At 61.5% G+C, this 19,246-nt stretch carries 19 protein-coding genes; 13 read left to right on the plus strand and 6 right to left on the minus strand.

Annotated elements, in window-relative coordinates; translation table 11 throughout:
* The first annotated feature begins 91 nt into the window (after positions 1-91).
* The 4 genes from J7E36_RS07175 to araH all read left to right on the plus strand — a co-directional run bounded on the left by J7E36_RS07175 (position 92) and on the right by araH (position 4,678).
* Complete coding sequence (locus J7E36_RS07175; protein WP_215001312.1) at positions 92-910, plus strand: SDR family oxidoreductase; 819 nt, start codon at positions 92-94, stop codon at positions 908-910.
* A gap of 174 nt (positions 911-1,084) precedes the next feature.
* Positions 1,085-2,089 carry a substrate-binding domain-containing protein gene (locus tag J7E36_RS07180; RefSeq protein WP_215001314.1) on the plus strand — a complete coding sequence of 335 codons (1,005 nt, stop codon included), beginning with the start codon at positions 1,085-1,087 and terminating at the stop codon, positions 2,087-2,089.
* Between the two features lie 66 nt (positions 2,090-2,155).
* Positions 2,156-3,700, plus strand: a complete 1,545-nt coding sequence (gene araG, locus J7E36_RS07185; RefSeq protein ID WP_215001316.1) for an L-arabinose ABC transporter ATP-binding protein AraG — start codon at positions 2,156-2,158, stop codon at positions 3,698-3,700.
* A gap of 9 nt (positions 3,701-3,709) precedes the next feature.
* Positions 3,710-4,678, plus strand: coding sequence for an L-arabinose ABC transporter permease AraH (araH, locus tag J7E36_RS07190; RefSeq protein WP_215001318.1), 969 nt, complete (start codon positions 3,710-3,712; stop codon positions 4,676-4,678).
* Between the two features lie 257 nt (positions 4,679-4,935).
* On the opposite strand, the gene J7E36_RS07195 is transcribed toward araH, so the two are convergent.
* The 3 genes from J7E36_RS07195 to J7E36_RS07205 all read right to left on the minus strand — a co-directional run bounded on the left by J7E36_RS07195 (position 4,936) and on the right by J7E36_RS07205 (position 6,433).
* The gene (locus tag J7E36_RS07195; RefSeq protein ID WP_215001320.1) at positions 4,936-5,316 is read right to left on the minus strand and encodes a Rho termination factor N-terminal domain-containing protein; all 381 of its coding nucleotides are present in this window, start codon (positions 5,314-5,316) and stop codon (positions 4,936-4,938) included.
* Positions 5,317-5,346: 30 nt separating this feature from the next.
* Positions 5,347-5,694 carry a hypothetical protein gene (locus J7E36_RS07200; protein WP_215001322.1) on the minus strand — a complete coding sequence of 116 codons (348 nt, stop codon included), beginning with the start codon at positions 5,692-5,694 and terminating at the stop codon, positions 5,347-5,349.
* An 82-nt stretch (positions 5,695-5,776) separates the two neighbouring features.
* On the minus strand, positions 5,777-6,433 hold the full coding sequence (locus J7E36_RS07205) for an HD domain-containing protein (RefSeq protein ID WP_215001324.1): 657 nt from the start codon (positions 6,431-6,433) through the stop codon (positions 5,777-5,779).
* A gap of 115 nt (positions 6,434-6,548) precedes the next feature.
* On the opposite strand from J7E36_RS07205, the gene J7E36_RS07210 reads away from it, so the two are divergent.
* Positions 6,549-7,031, plus strand: coding sequence for a GNAT family N-acetyltransferase (locus J7E36_RS07210; RefSeq protein WP_215001326.1), 483 nt, complete (start codon positions 6,549-6,551; stop codon positions 7,029-7,031).
* 5 nt (positions 7,032-7,036) lie between these two features.
* Here the strand turns inward: J7E36_RS07210 and J7E36_RS07215 are convergent, their stop codons facing one another.
* On the minus strand, positions 7,037-7,669 hold the full coding sequence (locus J7E36_RS07215; protein ID WP_215001328.1) for a glutathione S-transferase family protein: 633 nt from the start codon (positions 7,667-7,669) through the stop codon (positions 7,037-7,039).
* Positions 7,670-7,858: 189 nt separating this feature from the next.
* Between J7E36_RS07215 and J7E36_RS07220 the strand changes: the two genes are divergently transcribed.
* The 5 genes from J7E36_RS07220 to J7E36_RS07240 all read left to right on the plus strand — a co-directional run bounded on the left by J7E36_RS07220 (position 7,859) and on the right by J7E36_RS07240 (position 13,025).
* Positions 7,859-8,842: a 2-dehydro-3-deoxygalactonokinase gene (locus tag J7E36_RS07220; protein WP_215001330.1), complete on the plus strand. Its 984-nt coding sequence runs from the start codon at positions 7,859-7,861 to the stop codon at positions 8,840-8,842.
* A gap of 18 nt (positions 8,843-8,860) precedes the next feature.
* A complete protein-coding gene (locus J7E36_RS07225) occupies positions 8,861-9,481 on the plus strand; it encodes a 2-dehydro-3-deoxy-6-phosphogalactonate aldolase (RefSeq protein WP_215001332.1) in 621 nt (206 codons plus the stop codon).
* A 49-nt stretch (positions 9,482-9,530) separates the two neighbouring features.
* Positions 9,531-10,679 (plus strand): galactonate dehydratase, encoded by a 1,149-nt coding sequence (gene dgoD / locus J7E36_RS07230; RefSeq protein ID WP_215001334.1) that lies wholly within the window; start codon positions 9,531-9,533, stop codon positions 10,677-10,679.
* A gap of 172 nt (positions 10,680-10,851) precedes the next feature.
* Positions 10,852-12,162 (plus strand): MFS transporter, encoded by a 1,311-nt coding sequence (locus tag J7E36_RS07235; protein WP_215001337.1) that lies wholly within the window; start codon positions 10,852-10,854, stop codon positions 12,160-12,162.
* Positions 12,163-12,221: 59 nt separating this feature from the next.
* A complete protein-coding gene (locus tag J7E36_RS07240) occupies positions 12,222-13,025 on the plus strand; it encodes an IclR family transcriptional regulator (RefSeq protein WP_215001339.1) in 804 nt (267 codons plus the stop codon).
* A 55-nt stretch (positions 13,026-13,080) separates the two neighbouring features.
* On the opposite strand, the gene J7E36_RS07245 is transcribed toward J7E36_RS07240, so the two are convergent.
* A complete protein-coding gene (locus J7E36_RS07245) occupies positions 13,081-14,133 on the minus strand; it encodes an NAD(P)-dependent alcohol dehydrogenase (RefSeq protein ID WP_215001341.1) in 1,053 nt (350 codons plus the stop codon).
* A gap of 176 nt (positions 14,134-14,309) precedes the next feature.
* Here J7E36_RS07245 and J7E36_RS07250 point away from each other — a divergent pair, with 176 nt between their 5' ends.
* Positions 14,310-15,200 (plus strand): AraC family transcriptional regulator, encoded by an 891-nt coding sequence (locus tag J7E36_RS07250; RefSeq protein ID WP_215001343.1) that lies wholly within the window; start codon positions 14,310-14,312, stop codon positions 15,198-15,200.
* A gap of 99 nt (positions 15,201-15,299) precedes the next feature.
* On the opposite strand, the gene J7E36_RS07255 is transcribed toward J7E36_RS07250, so the two are convergent.
* Entirely contained in the window at positions 15,300-16,964 is a 1,665-nt protein-coding gene (locus J7E36_RS07255; protein ID WP_215001345.1) for an electron transfer flavoprotein-ubiquinone oxidoreductase, read from the minus strand.
* A gap of 540 nt (positions 16,965-17,504) precedes the next feature.
* On the opposite strand from J7E36_RS07255, the gene J7E36_RS07260 reads away from it, so the two are divergent.
* Both J7E36_RS07260 and J7E36_RS07265 read left to right on the plus strand, forming a co-directional pair.
* Positions 17,505-18,254 (plus strand): electron transfer flavoprotein subunit beta/FixA family protein, encoded by a 750-nt coding sequence (locus J7E36_RS07260; protein WP_028620627.1) that lies wholly within the window; start codon positions 17,505-17,507, stop codon positions 18,252-18,254.
* 2 nt (positions 18,255-18,256) lie between these two features.
* Complete coding sequence (locus tag J7E36_RS07265) at positions 18,257-19,186, plus strand: electron transfer flavoprotein subunit alpha/FixB family protein (protein ID WP_215001347.1); 930 nt, start codon at positions 18,257-18,259, stop codon at positions 19,184-19,186.
* Positions 19,187-19,246 lie beyond the last annotated feature (60 nt).

A 19,246-nucleotide genomic window follows, 5' to 3' on the forward strand; every position in this document is an offset into this window, starting at 1 on the left:
GCTGGCGGCCGGGTTTATAGTCGGCTCCATCAGTAATACGCACTCACACTAAAAAAACAAAACAGGTGAAGTGATGCAACGATCCCCATCCATGGCTCAAGCGCTTTGCTTGCCGCCCGTGCCGGAGCCGCCGAAAGGCGAACGCCTGAAGCACAAGGTCGTCCTGCTGACTGGCGCCGCCCAGGGGATTGGCGAGGCGATCGTCGCCGCCTTCGCCTCGCAACAGGCACGGCTGGTGATCAGCGATATCCAGGCGGAAAAGGTCGAGCAAGTTGCCGCACTGTGGCGTGAACGCGGCGCGGATGTCCAGGCGATGAAAGCCGACGTGTCGCAGCCACGCGACCTCGATGCCATGGCCCGTCGCGCCGTCGAATTGCACGGGCGCATCGACGTGCTGGTGAACTGCGCCGGCGTGAACGTTTTCCGTGACCCGCTGGAGATGACCGAGGATGACTGGCGCCGCTGTTTCGCCATCGACCTCGATGGCGCCTGGTACGGCTGCAAAGCAGTCTTGCCGCAGATGATCGAGCAAGGCGTGGGCAGCATCATCAACATCGCCTCCACCCATTCGTCCCACATCATTCCCGGCTGTTTCCCCTACCCGGTGGCCAAGCATGGCCTGCTAGGCCTCACGCGCGCCCTGGGCATCGAATACGCGCCCAAAGGGGTCCGCGTGAACGCCATTGCGCCGGGGTATATCGAAACCCAACTGAACGTCGACTACTGGAACGGCTTTGCCGATCCCCAGGCCGAACGCCAGCGTGCGCTGGATCTGCACCCGCCACGGCGTATCGGGCAACCGATCGAAGTGGCAATGACGGCCGTGTTCCTGGCCAGTGATGAAGCACCTTTTATCAATGCCTCATGCATCACCATCGATGGTGGACGTTCGGTCATGTACCACGACTGAATATTCCTGGGTTGCAGTCGGAAAATTCGCCTGTCATCCAATCATCATACGATATGACTATTTAGGCCTATGCTGTGTAGCAACTTGATGTAACCGTCCAGCCTGCGCTTTCCCACCCACGGTGGAGCAGAAACTGGACGTCTGGCTTTCAATAAAAAAAACAAGGAGTCAACTATGAAGCATCGTCGTGGGATCCGTTCCCTGTGCCGCGTCGCCCTGGCCGTTGCCGCGGTCGGTCTCAGCAGTAGCTTGCTGGCGGCTGAAGAAGTGAAGATCGGTTTTCTGGTCAAGCAGGCCGAGGAGCCTTGGTTCCAGACCGAGTGGGCGTTCGCCGAGAAGGCGGGCAAGGACAAAGGCTTCAAGGTGATCAAGATCGCCGTGCCGGACGGCGAGAAAACCCTCTCGGCCATCGACAGCCTCGCCGCCAACGGTGCCAAGGGTTTTGTGATCTGCCCGCCGGACGTGTCCCTCGGCCCGGCCATCATGGCCAAGGCCAAGCTCAATGATCTGAAAGTCATTGCCGTCGATGACCGTTTCGTCGATGCCAACGGCAAGTTCATGGAAGACGTCCCGTACCTGGGCATGGCCGCGTTCGAAGTCGGCCAGAAGCAGGGCGCCGCCATGGCTACCGAAGCGAAAAAACGCGGCTGGGACTGGAAAGAAACCTACGCCGTGATCAACACCTACAATGAACTGGACACGGGCAAGAAGCGCACCGACGGTTCGGTGGATGCCCTCAAGAAAGCCGGTATTCCGGATGACCACATCCTCTTCACCGCGCTCAAGACCCTCGACGTACCGGGCAGCATGGACTCCACCAACTCTGCACTGGTGAAACTGCCGAGCGGCGCGAAGAACCTGATCATCGGCGGCATGAACGACAACACCGTGCTGGGCGGCGTGCGCGCCACCGAAAGCGCCGGCTTCAAGGCGGCCAACGTGATCGGGATCGGCATCAACGGCACCGACGCCATCGGCGAGCTGAAGAAACCCGACAGCGGCTTCTTCGGTTCGATGCTGCCTAGCCCGCACATCGAGGGCTACAAGACCGCCGAGATGATGTACGAGTGGATCACCACCGGCAAGGAACCGCCGAAGTACACCGCGATGGACGAGGTGACGCTGATCACCCGCGAGAACTTCAAGCAGGAGCTGGAAAAAATCGGCCTGTGGAACTGACGGCTGGTTGATTCAAAAGCGGTCCTGGCAACGGGGCCGCTTGATCTCTGTGAGTTCGAGGTGGTTATGCAAGCGCAAACAGCGACACAACAACACAACATCGGCGGCAGCCTGCGGTTCAACGGGATCGGCAAGACCTTTCCCGGCGTGCAGGCGCTGGCCAATATCAGTTTCGTCGCACATCCGGGGCAGGTCCATGCCTTGATGGGCGAGAACGGCGCGGGCAAGTCCACGTTGCTGAAGATCCTCGGCGGCGCCTACATCCCGAGCAGCGGCGAGCTGCAGATCGGCGAGCAGACGATGGCCTTCAAATCCACCGCCGACAGCATCGCCAGCGGCGTGGCGGTGATCCACCAGGAATTGCACCTGGTGCCGGAAATGACCGTCGCCGAGAACCTGTTCCTGGGCCATCTGCCGGCTCGCTTTGGCCTGGTCAATCGCGGGCTGCTGCGCCAGCAGGCGCTGAAGCTGCTCAAGGGCCTGGCCGATGAGATCGACCCGCAGGAAAAGGTCGGTCGCCTGTCCCTCGGTCAGCGCCAACTGGTGGAAATCGCCAAGGCTCTGTCCCGTGGCGCCCACGTCATTGCTTTCGATGAGCCGACCAGCAGCCTTTCGGCGCGGGAAATCGATCGGCTGATGGCGATCATCGCGCGGTTGCGGGACGAGGGCAAAGTGGTGCTGTATGTCAGCCATCGCATGGAAGAGGTGTTCCGCATCTGTAACGCGGTGACGGTGTTCAAGGACGGTCGCTACGTACGCACCTTCGAGGACATGAGCGAGTTGACCCACGATCAGTTGGTCACCTGCATGGTCGGTCGTGATATCCAGGACATCTACGATTACCGTCCCCGCGCGTGCGGCGAAGTGGCGCTGCGGGTTGATCGCCTGCTGGGTCCGGGGCTGCGTGAACCGGTGAGTTTCCAGGTGCACAAGGGTGAAATCCTCGGGCTGTTCGGGCTGGTGGGGGCTGGTCGTACCGAGCTGCTGCGTTTGCTCAGCGGCCTGGAGCGCCAGACCGAAGGCAGCCTGGTCCTGCATGGCGAGGAACTGAAGCTGCGCTCACCTCGGGACGCCATCGGCGCCGGCGTGCTGCTCTGCCCGGAAGACCGCAAGAAGGAAGGCATCATGCCCCTGGGCAGTGTGGCCGAGAACATCAACATCAGCGCCCGCAGCAGCCATTCCACCCTCGGTTGCCTGTTGCGCGGCGAGTGGGAGCGGGGCAATGCCGACAAACAGATCAAGGCGCTGAAAGTGAAGACCCCGACGGCAGGGCAGAAAATCATGTACCTGTCCGGCGGCAATCAGCAGAAGGCGATCCTCGGTCGCTGGCTGTCGATGCCGATGAAGGTCCTGCTGCTGGACGAGCCGACCCGCGGCATCGACATCGGCGCCAAGGCCGAGATCTACCAGATCATCCACAACCTGGCGGCCGACGGCATCGCGGTGATTGTGGTGTCCAGCGACCTGATGGAAGTGATGGGCATTTCCGACCGAATCCTGGTGCTCTGCGAAGGGGTCATGCGTGGCGAGCTGCCGCGTGACCAGGCCAATGAATCCAACCTGCTGCAACTGGCGCTGCCACGCCAACGCGTTGCCGACGCGGCGAACTGAGAGGTAATCATGACCATTCAAAACAATGCACTGCCAACGGCACGCAAACCCCTGGACCTGCGTCGTTTCCTCGATGACTGGGTCATGCTGCTGGCGGCCATCGGCATCTTCGTGCTCTGCACCCTGATGATCGACAACTTCCTGTCGCCGTTGAACATGCGAGGCCTGGGCCTGGCCATTTCCACCACCGGCATCGCCGCCTGCACCATGTTGTATTGCCTGGCGTCCGGGCACTTCGACTTGTCGGTCGGCTCGGTAATTGCCTGTGCCGGCGTGGTCGCCGCCGTGGTAATGCGCGACACCAACAGCGTGTTCCTCGGTGTCAGTGCGGCGCTGGTGATGGGGCTGATTGTCGGCCTGATCAACGGCATCGTCATCGCCAAGCTGCGGGTCAATGCGTTGATCACCACGCTGGCAACGATGCAGATCGTTCGCGGCCTGGCCTACATCTTCGCCAACGGTAAAGCGGTGGGCGTGTCCCAGGAGTCGTTCTTCGTGTTCGGCAACGGCCAGATGTTCGGGGTCCCGGTGCCGATCCTGATCACCATCGTCTGCTTCCTGTTCTTCGGCTGGTTGCTGAACTACACCACCTACGGGCGCAACACCATGGCCATTGGTGGCAACCAGGAAGCGGCGTTGTTGGCGGGTGTTAACGTTGATCGCACCAAGATCATCATCTTCGCCGTGCACGGCGTGATCGGCGCCCTGGCCGGGGTGATCCTGGCTTCGCGCATGACCTCGGGCCAGCCGATGATCGGCCAGGGCTTTGAACTGACCGTGATCTCGGCCTGCGTGCTGGGCGGGGTGTCGTTGAGCGGCGGTATCGGCATGATTCGCCATGTGATTGCCGGGGTGCTGATCCTGGCGATCATCGAAAACGCGATGAACCTGAAGAACATCGACACCTTCTACCAATACGTCATCCGCGGCTCGATCCTGCTGCTGGCCGTGGTGATCGACCGCTTGAAGCAACGCTGAAAGCTGCATTGCCCGGGCGGGCCCCTTCGCGGGCAAGCCCGGCTCCCACAGGATTCTGTGCCGGCCAAAGTTCTCTTGTGGGAGCCGAGCTTGCTCGCGATGAGGCCGGCAAATCCAACACCAAAGTAACCTGAGCCACCGCTATCGCGAGCAGGCTCGCTCCCACAGGTTTATGTGCCAATCCCAAAACCGGGGTATGCCATGTAACCCTGTGGGAGCGAGCCTGCTCGCGATGGCGTCATCCCTGACGCCAACCCTCACCCAGCCTTGCGCAACGCCTCAACCAACTCCTGCTTACGCATTTTCGAACGCCCGGGAATGTTCTTCGCCCGGGCTTCCTTCATCAGGCTGTCCACCGTCTGCGTTCCATGAGAGGCCTTGCTGCTGCGCGGATGACCTTCACGGGTCTTGGCAGCGCGGCGGGCGGATTCCTTGCGATCGGTGTTCTTCTCAGCGGCCGGTTTCTCCTTCCCCGAACCGCCGGAGCGTTCGCCGCCGCCCGACTGCTTGTTCACCGTCGCCCAAGCGCGGGCTTCGGCCTTGTCTTCGGACAAGCCCTTCTTCTCGTAGCTTTCTTCGATGTGCTCGGCCTTGCGCTTTTGCTCGGTGGTGTATTTGTCTTTGCTTCCACGAGGCATGAGGTCTTCCTCCTCTTGTGTGAGCAGAGGCTACTGGCTGGCGCCGCCGCCTTCGGAACCCGAACCACCGGTGGTGGTTTTCGAGCCCACGCCGGTCTCGGCGTTATCGGGTGCGGTAGAGTCCGGGGTGTTCATCCCGCCCTGGCGACCCGTGTCATTGCCTTGCACCCGCGGATCGGTACCGGTGGCCGGAGGTTGACCATTGTTCAAGGTGCCGCCGCCGGTTCCGTCGGTGTTCAACTTGGGCAGGCCTTGCGTGGCCGGAGAGTTGGGCGCCGGCACCGGGTCGGTCGGCCCGGTGCCGGAAGTGGTCGCCGCGAACGCCGCCGAAGAGAGCAGCGTGGCAAGTGTGAATGCAGTCAGCCTTGAAGTGATCATGGTGTCGCCTCCATTTTTTTGAATGCTTGCCTGATCTTGGGCTGCGCCCGAGCCGCGGGGTGCCTTGGCGGCGACGAATGGTCTAATCGCTCAGGCCGGCTTCCTCCATGAACTGGCTGAGGAAGTCTTTGAGTCGCTCGTGGCGGATCAGCGCCATACGTTGTCCCGTAGCGGTCTGGAAGCCATCGCACAGGTGCAACAATTTGGTCTGGAAGTGATCGAGGCAGTAACGCCTGTCGTCATAATCCCTGGAGATGGCCAAAGGGTCCTGAGGGTCATAGAGAACGCTGCCCATGCGTCCGGCGACGTAAAACGTCCGGGCAACGCCGAGCAAGCCCAGTGAGTCGAGGCGATCAGCGTCCTGGAGGATTTTTGCCTCCAGCGTGACTGCAGCAATATTGGCTGAAAAGCTGTGAGCTTCAATGGCATGGGCAACGGCGCTGATTTTTTCGCCGGGCCAGTCGAGTGTGGACAACAGCGTCGCTGCTTTGTCCGCCGCCAGGCGAGATGCCTGGTCGCGCAACGGCGAATTCTTTTCCAATGCCACACAGTCGTGCAGCAATGTTGCCGCGAGGAGGATGGACATATCGCCGCCTTCATGGCGCTCAAGTGCGCGAACGTTGCTCCAGACCCGTTGCAAATGCGACAGATCGTGAGCGCCGTCCCCGGAAGGTTCCAGCGCATGGGGCAGCAGTTGAGTGGCTAGGGCCTGCAATGGAGCGAAGTCGGCAGCGAACATGACAGTTCCTCGGATGCACGCGCCCGATGACTCGGGGCGCGCGATTGTTTTCATATGTGACGAGCGGCTGTTAGCGGCTTAGTATGGCGCTTTCAATTGGCTACAAGGCCTGTTCATGTCGATCGAGATCCGTCCGGCGCAACCCAGCGATGCGCCTCAAATCCTTGCTTTCATCACCGAACTGGCCGATTACGAAAAGGCCCGTCACGAAGTCATCGCCAGTGTGGCCGACATCGAGCGCAGTCTGTTCAGCGAAGGCGCAACCGCCCATGGCTTGATCTGCCTGCGCGATAGCGTGCCGATCGGGTTTGCGGTGTTCTTCTTCAGCTATTCCACCTGGCTGGGCAGCAACTGCCTGTACCTCGAAGACCTGTACATCACGCCCGACCAGCGCGGCGGCGGGGCGGGCAAGACGTTGTTGCGGCACCTGGCAAAGATCGCCTGCGACAACGATTGCGGTCGTTTCGAATGGAGTGTCCTGGACTGGAACACCCCGGCGATCGAGTTCTACAAATCCCTCGGCGCGCAGCCACAGGAGGAGTGGGTGCGCTACCGCATGGACGGCAAGGTGCTCAGGGATTTCGCCCAAGGCAACTGAATGGTTCAGGCATGGGCGGCGGATGCCCACTGGGCAAACCCCGGCCGCTGCTCCAGGCGCTTGCAGTACGCGGCCACGGCCGGGTAGGCCGGACGCTCCATGGGCGTCTGGCGCCAGCGGTGCACGGACAGGCCGATGAGTACGTCAGCGAGGGAGAACGCTGAGCCCGCCACATAGGCACCCGTCTGGTTCAACTGCTGCTCCAGCAAGCCCATCTTCTCGTTCCAGCCCTTGATCCCGGCGGCGATACGCTGCGGGTCCTGGCAATCCGGATCCTTACGCACCAGGGCGTAAAATGGATACCCCCATGACGGGTTGAGTTCCGTTGCCTGCCAATCCATCCACTGTTCGATCCGTGCCCGAGCGGCGGGCTCGACCGGCAAAAGATCACTACGGCCATGCTTGCCCACCAGGTAGCGACAGACCGTGTTCGATTCCCAGAGCACGCCATTCTCGTCAATGATCACCGGAACCTGGGCGTTGGGATTCAGAGCGAGGAATTCCGGCGAGTGGGTCGAGTTGAAGCCGATGCCCCAGTCTTCCCGATCGTAGGCGATTTCCAGTTCCTGACAGGTCCATAGCACTTTTCTGACGTTGATTGACGAGGTGCGACCGAGAATCTTCAGCAGTTGTCCCATTACGTTTTCCCTGAGAGTTGAGGCATCCGGATGGAAAACGTAGCAGGGTCGCGGGCGGATAGCGACGGATTCGAACGGCTCTGATGGATATCCCAATATATGGGAGTGTTATTTATATATTGAGATTTGATTATCCCCAGGTTTATAGTCCGCTCACTCACTGCCAAAAAAACAGAACAGGTGAAGCGGATGCAGGCGCAATTGATCGCGCTCGATTGGGGGACCACCTCACTACGGGCTTACAAACTCGCCGCCGGAGGCGAAGTGCTGGAGCAGCGCTCGCTGTCGTCGGGGATCATGCAGTTGCCTGCGGGCCCGCGTACCGTGGCCGGCCAGGTGTGTGTCGACGGTTTCGAGCTGGCGTTCGACGAGGCCTGCGGCGACTGGCTCGACGCTCAGCCAGGCCTGCCCGTCATTGCGTGCGGTATGGTCGGCAGTGCCCAGGGCTGGCGTGAAGCGCCTTACTGCGACACACCCGCCAACGTCGCCAATCTCGGACATTCCCTACAAACGATTCGGAGCCTGCGCGGTGTCGATGTGCACATCGTGCCCGGTGTGATCCAGCGTTCACGGCTGCCGAACGTCATGCGTGGCGAAGAAACCCAGGTGCTCGGTGCCTTGCACAGCCTGCCAAACGAAGCCGTGCTGATCGGCCTGCCCGGCAGCCATTCGAAATGGGTGGAAGTGGCCGACGGCTGCATTGTGCATTTCGACACCTTCATGACCGGCGAGATTTTCGCTGTGCTCAGCGACCACAGCATCCTCGGCCGGACCCAGCAGCGCGGCGCGGCGTTCGACGGTGTGGCGTTTGATCGCGGTGTGCAGGTCGCGCTGTCGGCGGACGGCCAGATCGGCCCCTTGTCCACCGTGTTCAGCGCCCGCAGCCTGGGGTTGACTGGCGAGCTCGGCAGCGGTGCCCAGGCGGACTACCTTTCCGGATTGTTGATCGGTCATGAGCTGGCGGCGCTCGCCAGCGTACAGCGCCAGCGGCGCAACAGCGGCCACTTGCCGACGGTGGTGCTGATCGGCAACTCGCAACTGTGCGCCCGTTATCAACGGGCTCTCGACGCCTGCGGTTTTGCCCGGGTGACCCTGGCCGAACAGGCCACCGAACGGGGTTTGTGGCAACTGGCCGTGGCGGCCGGGTTGCTCGATTCCACCGCATCGCGTTAACCGAACTGGAGGTCTGACATGCTCACTCAAGCACTGGCGCACAACGGGCTGATCGCGATCTTGCGCGGTCTGCGGCCCGAAGAGGCGGCAGCCATTGGCGAAGTCCTGTATAGCGCCGGATTTCGCGTCATCGAAGTGCCGCTCAATTCCCCCGAGCCGTACGAAAGTATTCGCATCCTGCGCAGCACCTTGCCCGCCGATTGCCTGATCGGCGCCGGCACCGTGCTTACGCCGGAGCAGGTGGAGCTAGTGAAAGCCGCCGGCGGCCAAGTGATCGTCATGCCCCACAGCGACCCCAAGGTATTGCGGGCGGCGAAAGCGGCCGGGTTGTACCTGTCGCCAGGCGTTGCGACGCCGACTGAAGCTTTCGCCGCACTGGCCGAAGGCGCCCACGTCCTGAAGATGTTTCCCGCCGAGCAAATGGGCCCGGCGGTGGTCAAGGCCTGGCTCGCGGTGCTGCCGGCCGGGACTGTGCTGGTGCCGGTGGGCGGGATTACCCCGGACAACATGGCGGTGTTCGTCGAGGCCGGGGTCAAGGGTTTCGGCCTCGGTTCCGGGTTGTTCAAGCCGGGGATGACCGCAGATGAAGTGGCGGTGCGTGCCAAGGCCTATGTGGCCGCGTGGAATGCCTTGAACTGAAGACTTTTCCAGCGCCCCGGGCGCTGCATCTGACAAGAGAGACAACAAGATGAAAATCACCAAACTGACCACGTTTATCGTTCCGCCGCGCTGGTGCTTCCTCAAGGTCGAAACCGACGAGGGCGTGACCGGCTGGGGCGAGCCTGTGGTCGAGGGTCGTGCCCACACCGTGGCGGCAGCCGTTGAGGAATTGTCCGACTACCTGATCGGCAAAGACCCGCGCAACATCGAAGACATCTGGACCGTGCTCTATCGCGGTGGCTTCTATCGCGGCGGCGCCGTGCACATGAGCGCGCTGGCCGGCATCGACCAGGCGCTGTGGGACATCAAGGGCAAGGCCCTGGGCGTGTCGGTCAGCGATTTGCTCGGCGGCCAGGTGCGCGACAAGATCCGCGTGTATTCGTGGATCGGCGGCGACCGGCCGGCCGACACCGCCCGCGCGGCGAAAGAGGCCGTGGCACGAGGTTTTACAGCGGTGAAGATGAACGGCACCGAAGAGCTGCAATTTCTCGACACCTTCGAGAAGGTCGATCTGGCCCTGGCCAACGTCGCGGCGGTGCGCGATGCGGTCGGGCCGAACGTCGGCATCGGCGTGGACTTTCATGGTCGTGTGCACAAGCCGATGGCCAAGGTGCTGATGAAGGAACTCGACCCGTACAAGCTGATGTTCATCGAAGAACCGGTGCTCAGCGAAAACTACGAGGCCCTCAAGGAGCTGGCGCCGCTGACCAGCACCCCGATTGCCCTGGGCGAGCGGCTGTTCTCGCGCTGGGATTTCAAGCGGGTGCTCAGTGAAGGCTACGTCGACATCGTCCAGCCGGACGCGTCCCACGCCGGCGGCATCACCGAGACCCGCAAGATCGCCAACATGGCCGAAGCCTATGACGTGGCGTTGGCGCTGCATTGCCCGCTGGGCCCGATTGCCCTGGCGGCCTGCCTGCAACTGGACGCCGCTTGCTACAACGCGTTCATCCAGGAGCAAAGCCTGGGCATCCACTACAACGAGAGCAACGACCTGCTGGACTACATCAAGGATCCGCAGGTGTTCGATTACGACAAGGGCTTCGTGAAAATCCCCAACGGCCCGGGCCTCGGCATCGAGATCAACGAGGAATACGTCATCGAACGCGCGGCCATCGGCCACCGCTGGCGCAACCCGATCTGGCGCCATGCCGATGGCAGTTTTGCCGAGTGGTGAGTGAGTCCTGACTCTCTCGGTTTGATCGTTCCCACGCGCTGCGTGGGAATGCAGCCGGGGGGCGCTCTGCGTCCCTTTCAAAGCCGAACGCGGAGCGTCCGCTGAGGCGTTTCCACGCAGAGCGTGGGAACGATCGGCTCATCCTCAATAACCATAAAAAGAGGCACCTCACATGCAAGCGCACACCCCGAGCGCGCCGGCGTCGTTGGTGACGCCCAGCCGCAAGCGTTTTTTCATCATGGTCCTGCTGTTCATCACCGTGGTGATCAACTACCTGGATCGCAGCAACCTGTCGATCGCCGCCCCCGCGCTGACCAGTGAGCTGGGCATCGATCCCATTCATGTCGGGCTGATTTTCTCGGCGTTCGGTTGGACCTACGCGGCCATGCAGATTCCCGGTGGCTGGCTGGTGGACCGGGTGCCGCCGCGCATCCTCTACAGCGTGGCACTGCTGCTATGGTCGGCGGCCACGGTGATGCTCGGTTTCGCCGCCAGCTTCATCGCGTTGTTCGTGTTGCGCATGGCGGTCGGAGCCCTGGAGGCGCCGGCCTATCCCATCAACAGCCGTGTGGTCACCACCTGGTTTCCTGAACGCGAGCGCGCCACCGCCATCGGTTTCTACACGTCCGGGCAGTTTGTCGGGCTGGCCTTCCTGACGCCCGTACTGGCGTGGTTGCAGCACGCATTCGGTTGGCACATGGTGTTCGTGGCGACCGGTGCCGTGGGCATTATCTGGGCGGCCATCTGGTACGCGGTGTATCGCGAGCCTCGGGATTTCAAAGGCGCCAACGCCGCCGAAATCGAACTGATCCGCGAAGGGGGCGGGCTGGTGGATATTCAGGCCGATACGGCCAAGGCCAAGGCGAAATTCAGTTGGTCCGACCTGGGTATCGTCCTGACCCAGCGCAAGCTGTGGGGCATCTACCTGGGGCAGTTCTGCCTCAACTCCACGTTGTGGTTTTTCCTGACATGGTTCCCGACCTACCTGGTGAAATATCGCGGCATGGATTTCATCAAGTCCGGCCTGCTGGCGTCGCTGCCATTTCTCGCAGCCTTCATTGGCGTGCTGTGTTCCGGTTTCTTCTCCGACTGGCTGATCCGCCGCGGCGCCACGGTGGGCTTCGCGCGCAAGCTGCCGATCATTGGCGGCTTGCTGATCTCCACCTCGATCATCGGCGCCAACTTCGTCGAATCGACGCCGCTGGTGATTGCCTTCCTGGCCCTGGCGTTCTTCGGCAATGGCCTGGCGTCAATCACCTGGTCGCTGGTTTCCACACTGGCACCGGCGCGGTTGCTCGGGCTGACAGGTGGGGTATTCAACTTCATTGGTAACCTGGCGGCCATCGCCACGCCGATCGTCATCGGCTTCCTGGCCAGTGGCGATTCGTTTGCCCCGGCCATCACCTACATCGCCGTTCTGGCACTGGTTGGCGCGCTGTCCTACATCCTGCTGGTCGGGAAGGTCGAGCGCATCGAGTTGTAGTCCTACGGGGCGGGCGACCATAATGCCGCCCGTTCCCCGCTCACTGTTGAAGGCCGGCCATGCAGCAAGACGATCCAAAAATCACCAAGGAAGCAGCGCCCACGGGCACCCAGACGTTGCTGCGCGGCCTGGGTGTGGTCCAGGCAGTCGCCGGCGGCGCCCGCGACTTGAAGGAAATCGCCCGGTTGATCGGCACCACCCGCAGCACCACCCATCGCCTTGCCAGTTGCCTGGTGGACGAGCGTTACCTGCGCGTGGTCCCGCAGGTGGGTTACCTGCTGGGGCCGAAGCTGATCGAGTTGGGTTTCCAGGCCCGGGAGGAACTGCCGCTGGTGAGCCTGGCCGGGCCGTATCTGGACGAATTGTCGGCCCTTACCGGGGACACCGTGCACCTGGCGATCCGCGAGGGCGACGAGGTCTTGTACCTGTTGAAGAATCCGGGGCGTAACGGCCCGGAAATGCGCTCGCGGGTGGGGCATCGCATGCCACTGGCGCGCACCGGGATCGGCAAGGCATTGATGCTCGATGATCCGCAGGAGAATTGGCAACGCTTGTACGAAATCAGTCTGCCTGCCGGTGGAAAGAATCAGTTCTGGCCCGAGCATCAGGAGCAATCCTGGGAACAGTTCCAGCAGCGGATGGTGGAATATGTGGCGGGGGGCTATGCGTTCGACCTGGAGGACAACGAACCGTCGATTCGCTGTGTGGCGGCGCCGATTCGTGATGCCGGCAAGCGGATCGTCGCCGGTATCAGCATCGCCAGCACCGTGCCGTACATGCCACTGGAAAAAATGGCCGAGCTGATTCCCCTGGTCAAAGGGGTCACAGCCCGACTGTCGGCGGAGCTGGGGGCCAAGGTCTGATTAGTGGCCTGTGTGGCTAATTCATGCACTCAAATTAACCATACAAGCCACTGCGTCAGGCCTTGAGGGTCGCCATGTCGATGACAAAGCGATACTTCACGTCGCCGGCGATCATGCGGCTGTAGGCCTCGTTGATCTGGCGGATGTCGAGCATTTCAATGTCGCAGGTGATGTTGTGTTCGGCGCAGAAATCCAGCACCTCCTGGGTTTCGGCAATTCCGCCGATCAACGAACCGGCCAGAACCCGACGGCCCATGATCAGATTGGCCGCATGGACTGGTGGATCGATCGGTTCGACCAAGCCTACCAGGATGTGCACACCGTCGAAGCGCAGGGTGCCGAGGTAGGGATTGAGGTCGTGCTGAACCGGAATGGTGTCGAGCAGGAAGTTGAAGCGCCCGGCCGCAGCGGCCATCTGCTCGGCGTCGGTGGACACGATCACATGATCGGCACCCTGGCGACGGGCCTCTTCAGCCTTGCTGGCCGAGCGGGTGAACAACGTGACTTCCGCCCCCATGGCCTTGGCAAACTTGATGCCCATGTGACCGAGGCCGCCCATGCCAAGTACGCCGACCTTGTCACCGGCCTTTACGCCATAGTGCTTGAGGGGTGAATAGGTGGTGATGCCGGCGCAGAGAATCGGTGCGGCGCTGGCCGGGTCGAGTGCGGCGGGGATGCGCAACACGAAGTGCTCATTGACCACGATGCTGTTGGAGTAACCACCCATGGTATGCCCGCCGCTGATACGGTCCGGGCTGGCGTAGGTCTGGGTCATGCCTTGGTAGCAATATTGTTCCAGGTCAGCATGGCAGGCTTCGCACTCGCGGCAGGAATCGACCATGCAGCCTACACCCACCAAGTCGCCGATCTTATAGCGGGTGACATTCGCACCAACGGCGGTAACCTTGCCTACGATCTCGTGGCCGGGCATCAGCGGGTAGACAGCGATGCCCCATTCGTTGCGAGCCTGGTGGATATCAGAGTGGCAGACGCCACAGTAGAGAATCTCGATTGCCACGTCGTCGGCCTGCGGGCTGCGCCGCTCGAACTTGATGGGGGCGAGGGGCGCGGTGGGCGATTGAGCGGCGTATCCGATGGCGGTGTACATGATGAACCTCGCTAAGCAGTGAACAGAGGCAATCTATTCTGGGAGCCAGGGCGGCATCCGGCGATGGCGATTCCTCCGGGTGTCATGCCTAATCCTCCGACCTTGGCCGTGGATTTATCCTATGGGACGCCAGACCTGCGATGATGTTCCTACCCTTTTTCCGTGAAGTTTCCCCCATGTTGCTGACCCGTCATCTCGATGCGAACGCGGCGCTGGTTTCGCTGATCGAACCCTTGGCAACCCGTGATGGTTTCATTCCTACGCGCCTGCCTGGCGTGCAACTGCTGCGCTGCAGCCAGGACATCGCCCGTGGCCCGCAGCTCTACGAGCCGAGTCTGGTGATCATCGCCCAGGGCAGCAAACTGGCCTACCTCGGACCGCGCACGCTGGAGTATGGCGCCGGGCACTACCTGATCCAGGCGCTGCCGGTGCCGTTCGAGTGCGAAACCTATGCCATGCCTGATGCTCCGCTGCTCGGGATATCCGTTGCAATCGATCGGGCGTTGTTGGGCGAACTGGTGCTGGCCATGGGGTTGATGCCGGGACGAAGCCTCGCGGCCCAGACGCCGGAATCCATGACCAGCGCCGTACTCGATGGCGCCATGCGCGGGTGCGTCGAACGTTTGTTGCAGTGCTTGCACGACCCGGTGGAATGCCAGGTCATGGGCCAGGCACGACTGCGTGAACTGCTCTTCGCCGCCTTGCGCGGGCCCCAGGCCGATGTCTTGCGGGCGTTGGTGGAGCAGCAGGGTCAGTTCGCCCGGATTGCAGCGTCCCTGAGCCATTTGCACGCGCACTTCACCGAGCCGCTCAACGTCGAGACGTTGGCCAGTTGCGCGAACATGAGCGCCTCGACGTTCCATGAGCATTTCAAGCGCAGCACATTGTTATCGCCAGTGCAGTACCTCAAGCGCCTGCGTTTGCTAAAGGCACAGCGGCTGCTGCTGGTCGAGGGCAAGGGCGTGGCCCAGGTCGCCCATGAGGTGGGTTACCAGAGTTCGTCGCAGTTCAGCCGGGAGTACAAGCGCTACTTCGAGCGCAGTCCCGGGGAGGAGCGCGTGGCGTGAGTTTGCAATGAGCCCGCTCCCACATTGGATAGCGGCGCATAGTTAAGCAGGCAAAAAAAAGGCCCCCATTCAGGGAGCCTTGCTGTTCAGCGAGTCGGCTTACATGTTCGGATAAGTCGGGCCACCGGCGCCTTCAGGCGTCACCCAGGTAATGTTCTGTGCAGGGTCCTTGATGTCGCAGGTCTTGCAGTGAACGCAGTTCTGGGCGTTGATCTGGAAGCGTTTTTCGCCGTCCTCCTTGGTGACCACTTCGTACACGCCGGCCGGGCAATAGCGTTGGGCCGGTTCGTCGTACAGCGGCAGGTTCTTGCTGATCGGGATGCTCGGGTCGGTCAGCTTCAGGTGGCAAGGCTGTTCCTCTTCATGGTTGGTACCGGAGATGAACACCGAGCTGAGCTTGTCGAAGCTGAGCTTGCCGTCGGGTTTCGGGTAGTCGATCTTCTTGCAGTCGGCCGCCAGCTTCAGGCAGGCGTAGTCGGGCTTGGTGTCGTGCAGAGTGAACGGCAATTTGCCGCCGAAGATGTTCTGGTCGAGCCAGTTGAAGCCGCCGCCGATGATCGCACCGTACTTGTGGATCGCCGGGCCGAAGTTGCGGCTGGCGAACAGCTCTTCATATAGCCAGCTGGCCTTGAACGCGTCGACGTAGGTGGTCAGTTCGTCGGCGCCTTCGGAGCCGGCGAATAGCGCATCGGCCACCGCGTCGGCGGCGAGCATGCCGGACTTCATGGCGGTGTGGCTGCCCTTGATCTTGGCGAAGTTCAGGGTACCCAGGTCGCAACCGATCAGCGCGCCGCCCTTGAAGACCATTTTCGGCAGCGAGTTCAGGCCGCCCTTGCAGATGGCGCGGGCCCCGTAGCTGACGCGCTTGCCACCTTCCAGGTACTGCTTTAGCACCGGGTGATGCTTGAGGCGCTGGAACTCGTCGAAGGGCGACAGGTAGGTGTTGCTGTAGGACAGGTCGACGATCAGGCCGACCACCACCTGGTTGTTTTCCAAGTGATAAAGGAACGAGCCGCCGGTGTTCTCGGTGCCCATGATGTCCAGCGGCCAACCGGCGGTGTGCACCACCAGGCCCGGTTGGTGCTTGGCCGGGTCGATTTCCCAGATTTCCTTCAGGCCGATGCCGTAGTGCTGGGCGTCGGCGTCGCTGGCGAGGTTGAAGCGCTTGATCAGTTGCTTGCCGATGTGCCCACGGCAGCCTTCGGCGAACAGCGTGTACTTGCCGCGCAACTCCATACCGGGTGTGTAGAGGCCTTCTTTGGGATGGCCTTCACGGTCGACACCCAGGTCACCGGTGATGATCCCGCGAACCACGCCGTTCTCGTCGAACAGCGCTTCCTGGGCGGCGAAGCCCGGGTAGATTTCCACGCCCAGGTTCTCGGCCTGCTGGGCCAGCCAGCGGCACAGGTTGCCCAGCGAAATAATATAGTTGCCTTCGTTGTGCATGGTCTTGGGCACGAAGAAGTCAGGGATTTTGCTCGCGCTGTCGGCGTTCTTCAGGACATAAATGTCATCGCGCTTGACCGGGGTGTTCAACGGCGCGCCAAGTGCTTTCCAATCCGGGAACAGCTCGTTGAGGGCACGGGGTTCGAACACCGCGCCGGAGAGAATGTGCGCACCGACCTCGGAGCCTTTTTCGACCACGCAGACGCTGATTTCCTTACCGGCTTCGGCGGCCTTCTGTTTCAGTCGGCAAGCGGCAGACAGGCCAGCGGGGCCGGCACCGACGATGACCACGTCGAATTCCATGTATTCGCGTTCCACAGGCTATCTCCTACTCAAGGCTCACGGTTTTTCTAATTGGAGGTTTGGCGTTGCATCCGTTGTTTCCTTCGCGAAGTCGACGAAAGCGACAATGGATGACACGCCGTTCTCTCTTGGCGGCGCATTATATCTACACCACTCTCAGGGTCCAATACAAACGTTTGTTTGAAATTGCCGCAGCCCAGATAAATCACTGACGTACGGCTTATGACTGGCCATTTTGCCGTATTGACCGGAATAGGCGTTCCGGTCAAGATACGGTCGGTTTTGCGCTCGCCGTAGGCTGACTGTTGGTTTCAAGAGCACCTCTAAAGACAGGGCGAAGGCAGCAAAGTGACATATTGCGTGGCTCGGATGCGCAGTTTACACGCCGCGATATTGAATGACTCATCGGTCCTCACCGACCCGTGGTCTTCACTCCCGTGAGCAGGTCATGTGTGGTTCATGCCGGCGTTTTTAGAGGTGCCCTTGCGCCCATGAGCATCAACCGCCAGGTTCGCCTAGGCGACTTTCTTTTCACCGGAGAGTAACGAGGAATCCATGAAGGTTCTTGTAGCTGTCAAACGAGTGGTCGACTATAACGTCAAGGTTCGCGTCAAAGCGGACAACTCCGGCGTCGACCTCGCCAACGTCAAGATGTCGATGAACCCTTTCTGCGAAATCGCCGTAGAAGAAGCCGTCCGCCTGAAGGAAAAGGGCGTTGCGACTGAGATTGTCGTCGTCTCCATCGGCCCGACCACCGCTCAGGAGCAACTGCGCACCGCGCTGGCACTGGGTGCCGATCGCGCCATCCTCGTCGAATCCGCCGAAGACCTGACCTCCCTGGCCGTGGCCAAGCTGCTCAAGGCCGTTGTCGACAAGGAACAGCCTCAGTTGGTGATCCTCGGCAAACAGGCCATCGACAGCGACAACAACCAGACCGGCCAGATGCTCGCTGCATTGAGCGGCTACGGCCAGGGCACGTTCGCGTCCAAGGTTGAAGTCAGCGGCGACAGCGTCGCCGTGACCCGTGAAATCGACGGCGGCGCGCAGACCGTTTCGCTGAAACTGCCGGCCATCGTCACCACCGACCTGCGTTTGAACGAGCCGCGTTATGCGTCCCTGCCAAACATCATGAAAGCCAAGAAGAAGCCGCTTGAAGTGCTGACGCCTGATGCTTTGGGCGTTTCAACCGCTTCCACCAACAAGACCGTGAAAGTCGAAGCGCCGGCTGCACGCAGCGCGGGCATCAAGGTCAAGTCGGTGGCTGAATTGGTCGAGAAACTGAAAAACGAAGCGAAGGTAATCTAAACATGACTATCTTGGTAATCGCTGAACACGACAACAAGGCGCTGGCGCCGGCCACGCTGAACACCGTTGCCGCCGCTGCCAAAATCGGTGGCGACGTTCACGTCCTGGTGGCAGGCGCAGGCGTGGGTGCCGTGGCTGAAGCCGCTGCGAAAATCGCTGGCGTGGCAAAAGTGCTGTCGGCCGATAACGCCGCCTACGCCCATCAACTGCCGGAAAACGTTGCACCGTTGGTCGCCGAGCTGGGCAAGGGCTACAGCCACATCCTGGCCGCCGCCACGTCCAACGGCAAGAACATCCTGCCGCGCGTTGCCGCTGCCCTGGACGTCGACCAGATATCCGAGATCATCTCGGTAGAAAGCGCCGACACCTTCAAGCGTCCGATCTACGCCGGTAACGCCATTGCCACTGTGCAATCGAACGCTTCGGTCAAGGTCATCACCGTCCGCGCCACCGGTTTCGACCCGGTTGCCGCTGAAGGTGGTTCGGCTGCTGTCGAAGCCGTAGGCACTGCTCATGACGCCGGTATCTCCAGCTTCGTCAACGAAGAACTGGCCAAGTCCGATCGTCCTGAACTGACCGCCGCCAAGATCGTCGTTTCCGGCGGCCGTGGCATGCAGAACGGTGACAACTTCAAGCACTTGTACGCCCTGGCCGACAAGCTGGGCGCCGCCGTCGGTGCTTCCCGCGCCGCCGTGGACGCCGGTTTTGTACCCAACGACATGCAGGTCGGCCAGACCGGCAAGATCGTTGCGCCACAGCTGTACATCGCCGTCGGTATCTCCGGCGCGATCCAGCATCTGGCCGGCATGAAAGACTCCAAGGTGATCGTTGCGATCAACAAGGACGAAGAAGCACCGATCTTCCAGGTGGCCGACTACGGCCTGGTGGCGGATCTGTTTGAAGCAATCCCTGAATTGGAGAAGCTGGTCTGATCTGAATAAAGCTCCGGGCTTTTGGTTCTGATGCAGCTCATCCGAGCAGATGCTGGGCTC

Origin of the sequence: Pseudomonas fluorescens, assembly GCF_018614775.1 — a bacterium.
Taxonomy (GTDB): domain Bacteria; phylum Pseudomonadota; class Gammaproteobacteria; order Pseudomonadales; family Pseudomonadaceae; genus Aquipseudomonas; species Aquipseudomonas fluorescens_BY.

Excerpts from the sequence above, each read along its gene's own strand:
- araH (WP_215001318.1), top strand. The coding sequence starts at position 3,710 with ATGACCATTCAAAACAATGCACTGCCAACGGCACGCAAACCCCTGGAC.
- J7E36_RS07215 (WP_215001328.1), bottom strand. The coding sequence starts at position 7,669 with ATGGGACAACTGCTGAAGATTCTCGGTCGCACCTCGTCAATCAACGTC.
- dgoD (WP_215001334.1), top strand. The coding sequence starts at position 9,531 with ATGAAAATCACCAAACTGACCACGTTTATCGTTCCGCCGCGCTGGTGC.
- J7E36_RS07260 (WP_028620627.1), top strand. The coding sequence starts at position 17,505 with ATGAAGGTTCTTGTAGCTGTCAAACGAGTGGTCGACTATAACGTCAAG.
- J7E36_RS07250 (WP_215001343.1), top strand. The coding sequence starts at position 14,310 with ATGTTGCTGACCCGTCATCTCGATGCGAACGCGGCGCTGGTTTCGCTG.
- J7E36_RS07235 (WP_215001337.1), top strand. The coding sequence starts at position 10,852 with ATGCAAGCGCACACCCCGAGCGCGCCGGCGTCGTTGGTGACGCCCAGC.
- J7E36_RS07210 (WP_215001326.1), top strand. The coding sequence starts at position 6,549 with ATGTCGATCGAGATCCGTCCGGCGCAACCCAGCGATGCGCCTCAAATC.
- J7E36_RS07195 (WP_215001320.1), bottom strand. The coding sequence starts at position 5,316 with ATGCCTCGTGGAAGCAAAGACAAATACACCACCGAGCAAAAGCGCAAG.
- J7E36_RS07265 (WP_215001347.1), top strand. The coding sequence starts at position 18,257 with ATGACTATCTTGGTAATCGCTGAACACGACAACAAGGCGCTGGCGCCG.
- J7E36_RS07175 (WP_215001312.1), top strand. The coding sequence starts at position 92 with ATGGCTCAAGCGCTTTGCTTGCCGCCCGTGCCGGAGCCGCCGAAAGGC.
- J7E36_RS07245 (WP_215001341.1), bottom strand. The coding sequence starts at position 14,133 with ATGTACACCGCCATCGGATACGCCGCTCAATCGCCCACCGCGCCCCTC.
- J7E36_RS07225 (WP_215001332.1), top strand. The coding sequence starts at position 8,861 with ATGCTCACTCAAGCACTGGCGCACAACGGGCTGATCGCGATCTTGCGC.
- araG (WP_215001316.1), top strand. The coding sequence starts at position 2,156 with ATGCAAGCGCAAACAGCGACACAACAACACAACATCGGCGGCAGCCTG.
- J7E36_RS07180 (WP_215001314.1), top strand. The coding sequence starts at position 1,085 with ATGAAGCATCGTCGTGGGATCCGTTCCCTGTGCCGCGTCGCCCTGGCC.
- J7E36_RS07205 (WP_215001324.1), bottom strand. The coding sequence starts at position 6,433 with ATGTTCGCTGCCGACTTCGCTCCATTGCAGGCCCTAGCCACTCAACTG.
- J7E36_RS07200 (WP_215001322.1), bottom strand. The coding sequence starts at position 5,694 with ATGATCACTTCAAGGCTGACTGCATTCACACTTGCCACGCTGCTCTCT.
- J7E36_RS07220 (WP_215001330.1), top strand. The coding sequence starts at position 7,859 with ATGCAGGCGCAATTGATCGCGCTCGATTGGGGGACCACCTCACTACGG.
- J7E36_RS07240 (WP_215001339.1), top strand. The coding sequence starts at position 12,222 with ATGCAGCAAGACGATCCAAAAATCACCAAGGAAGCAGCGCCCACGGGC.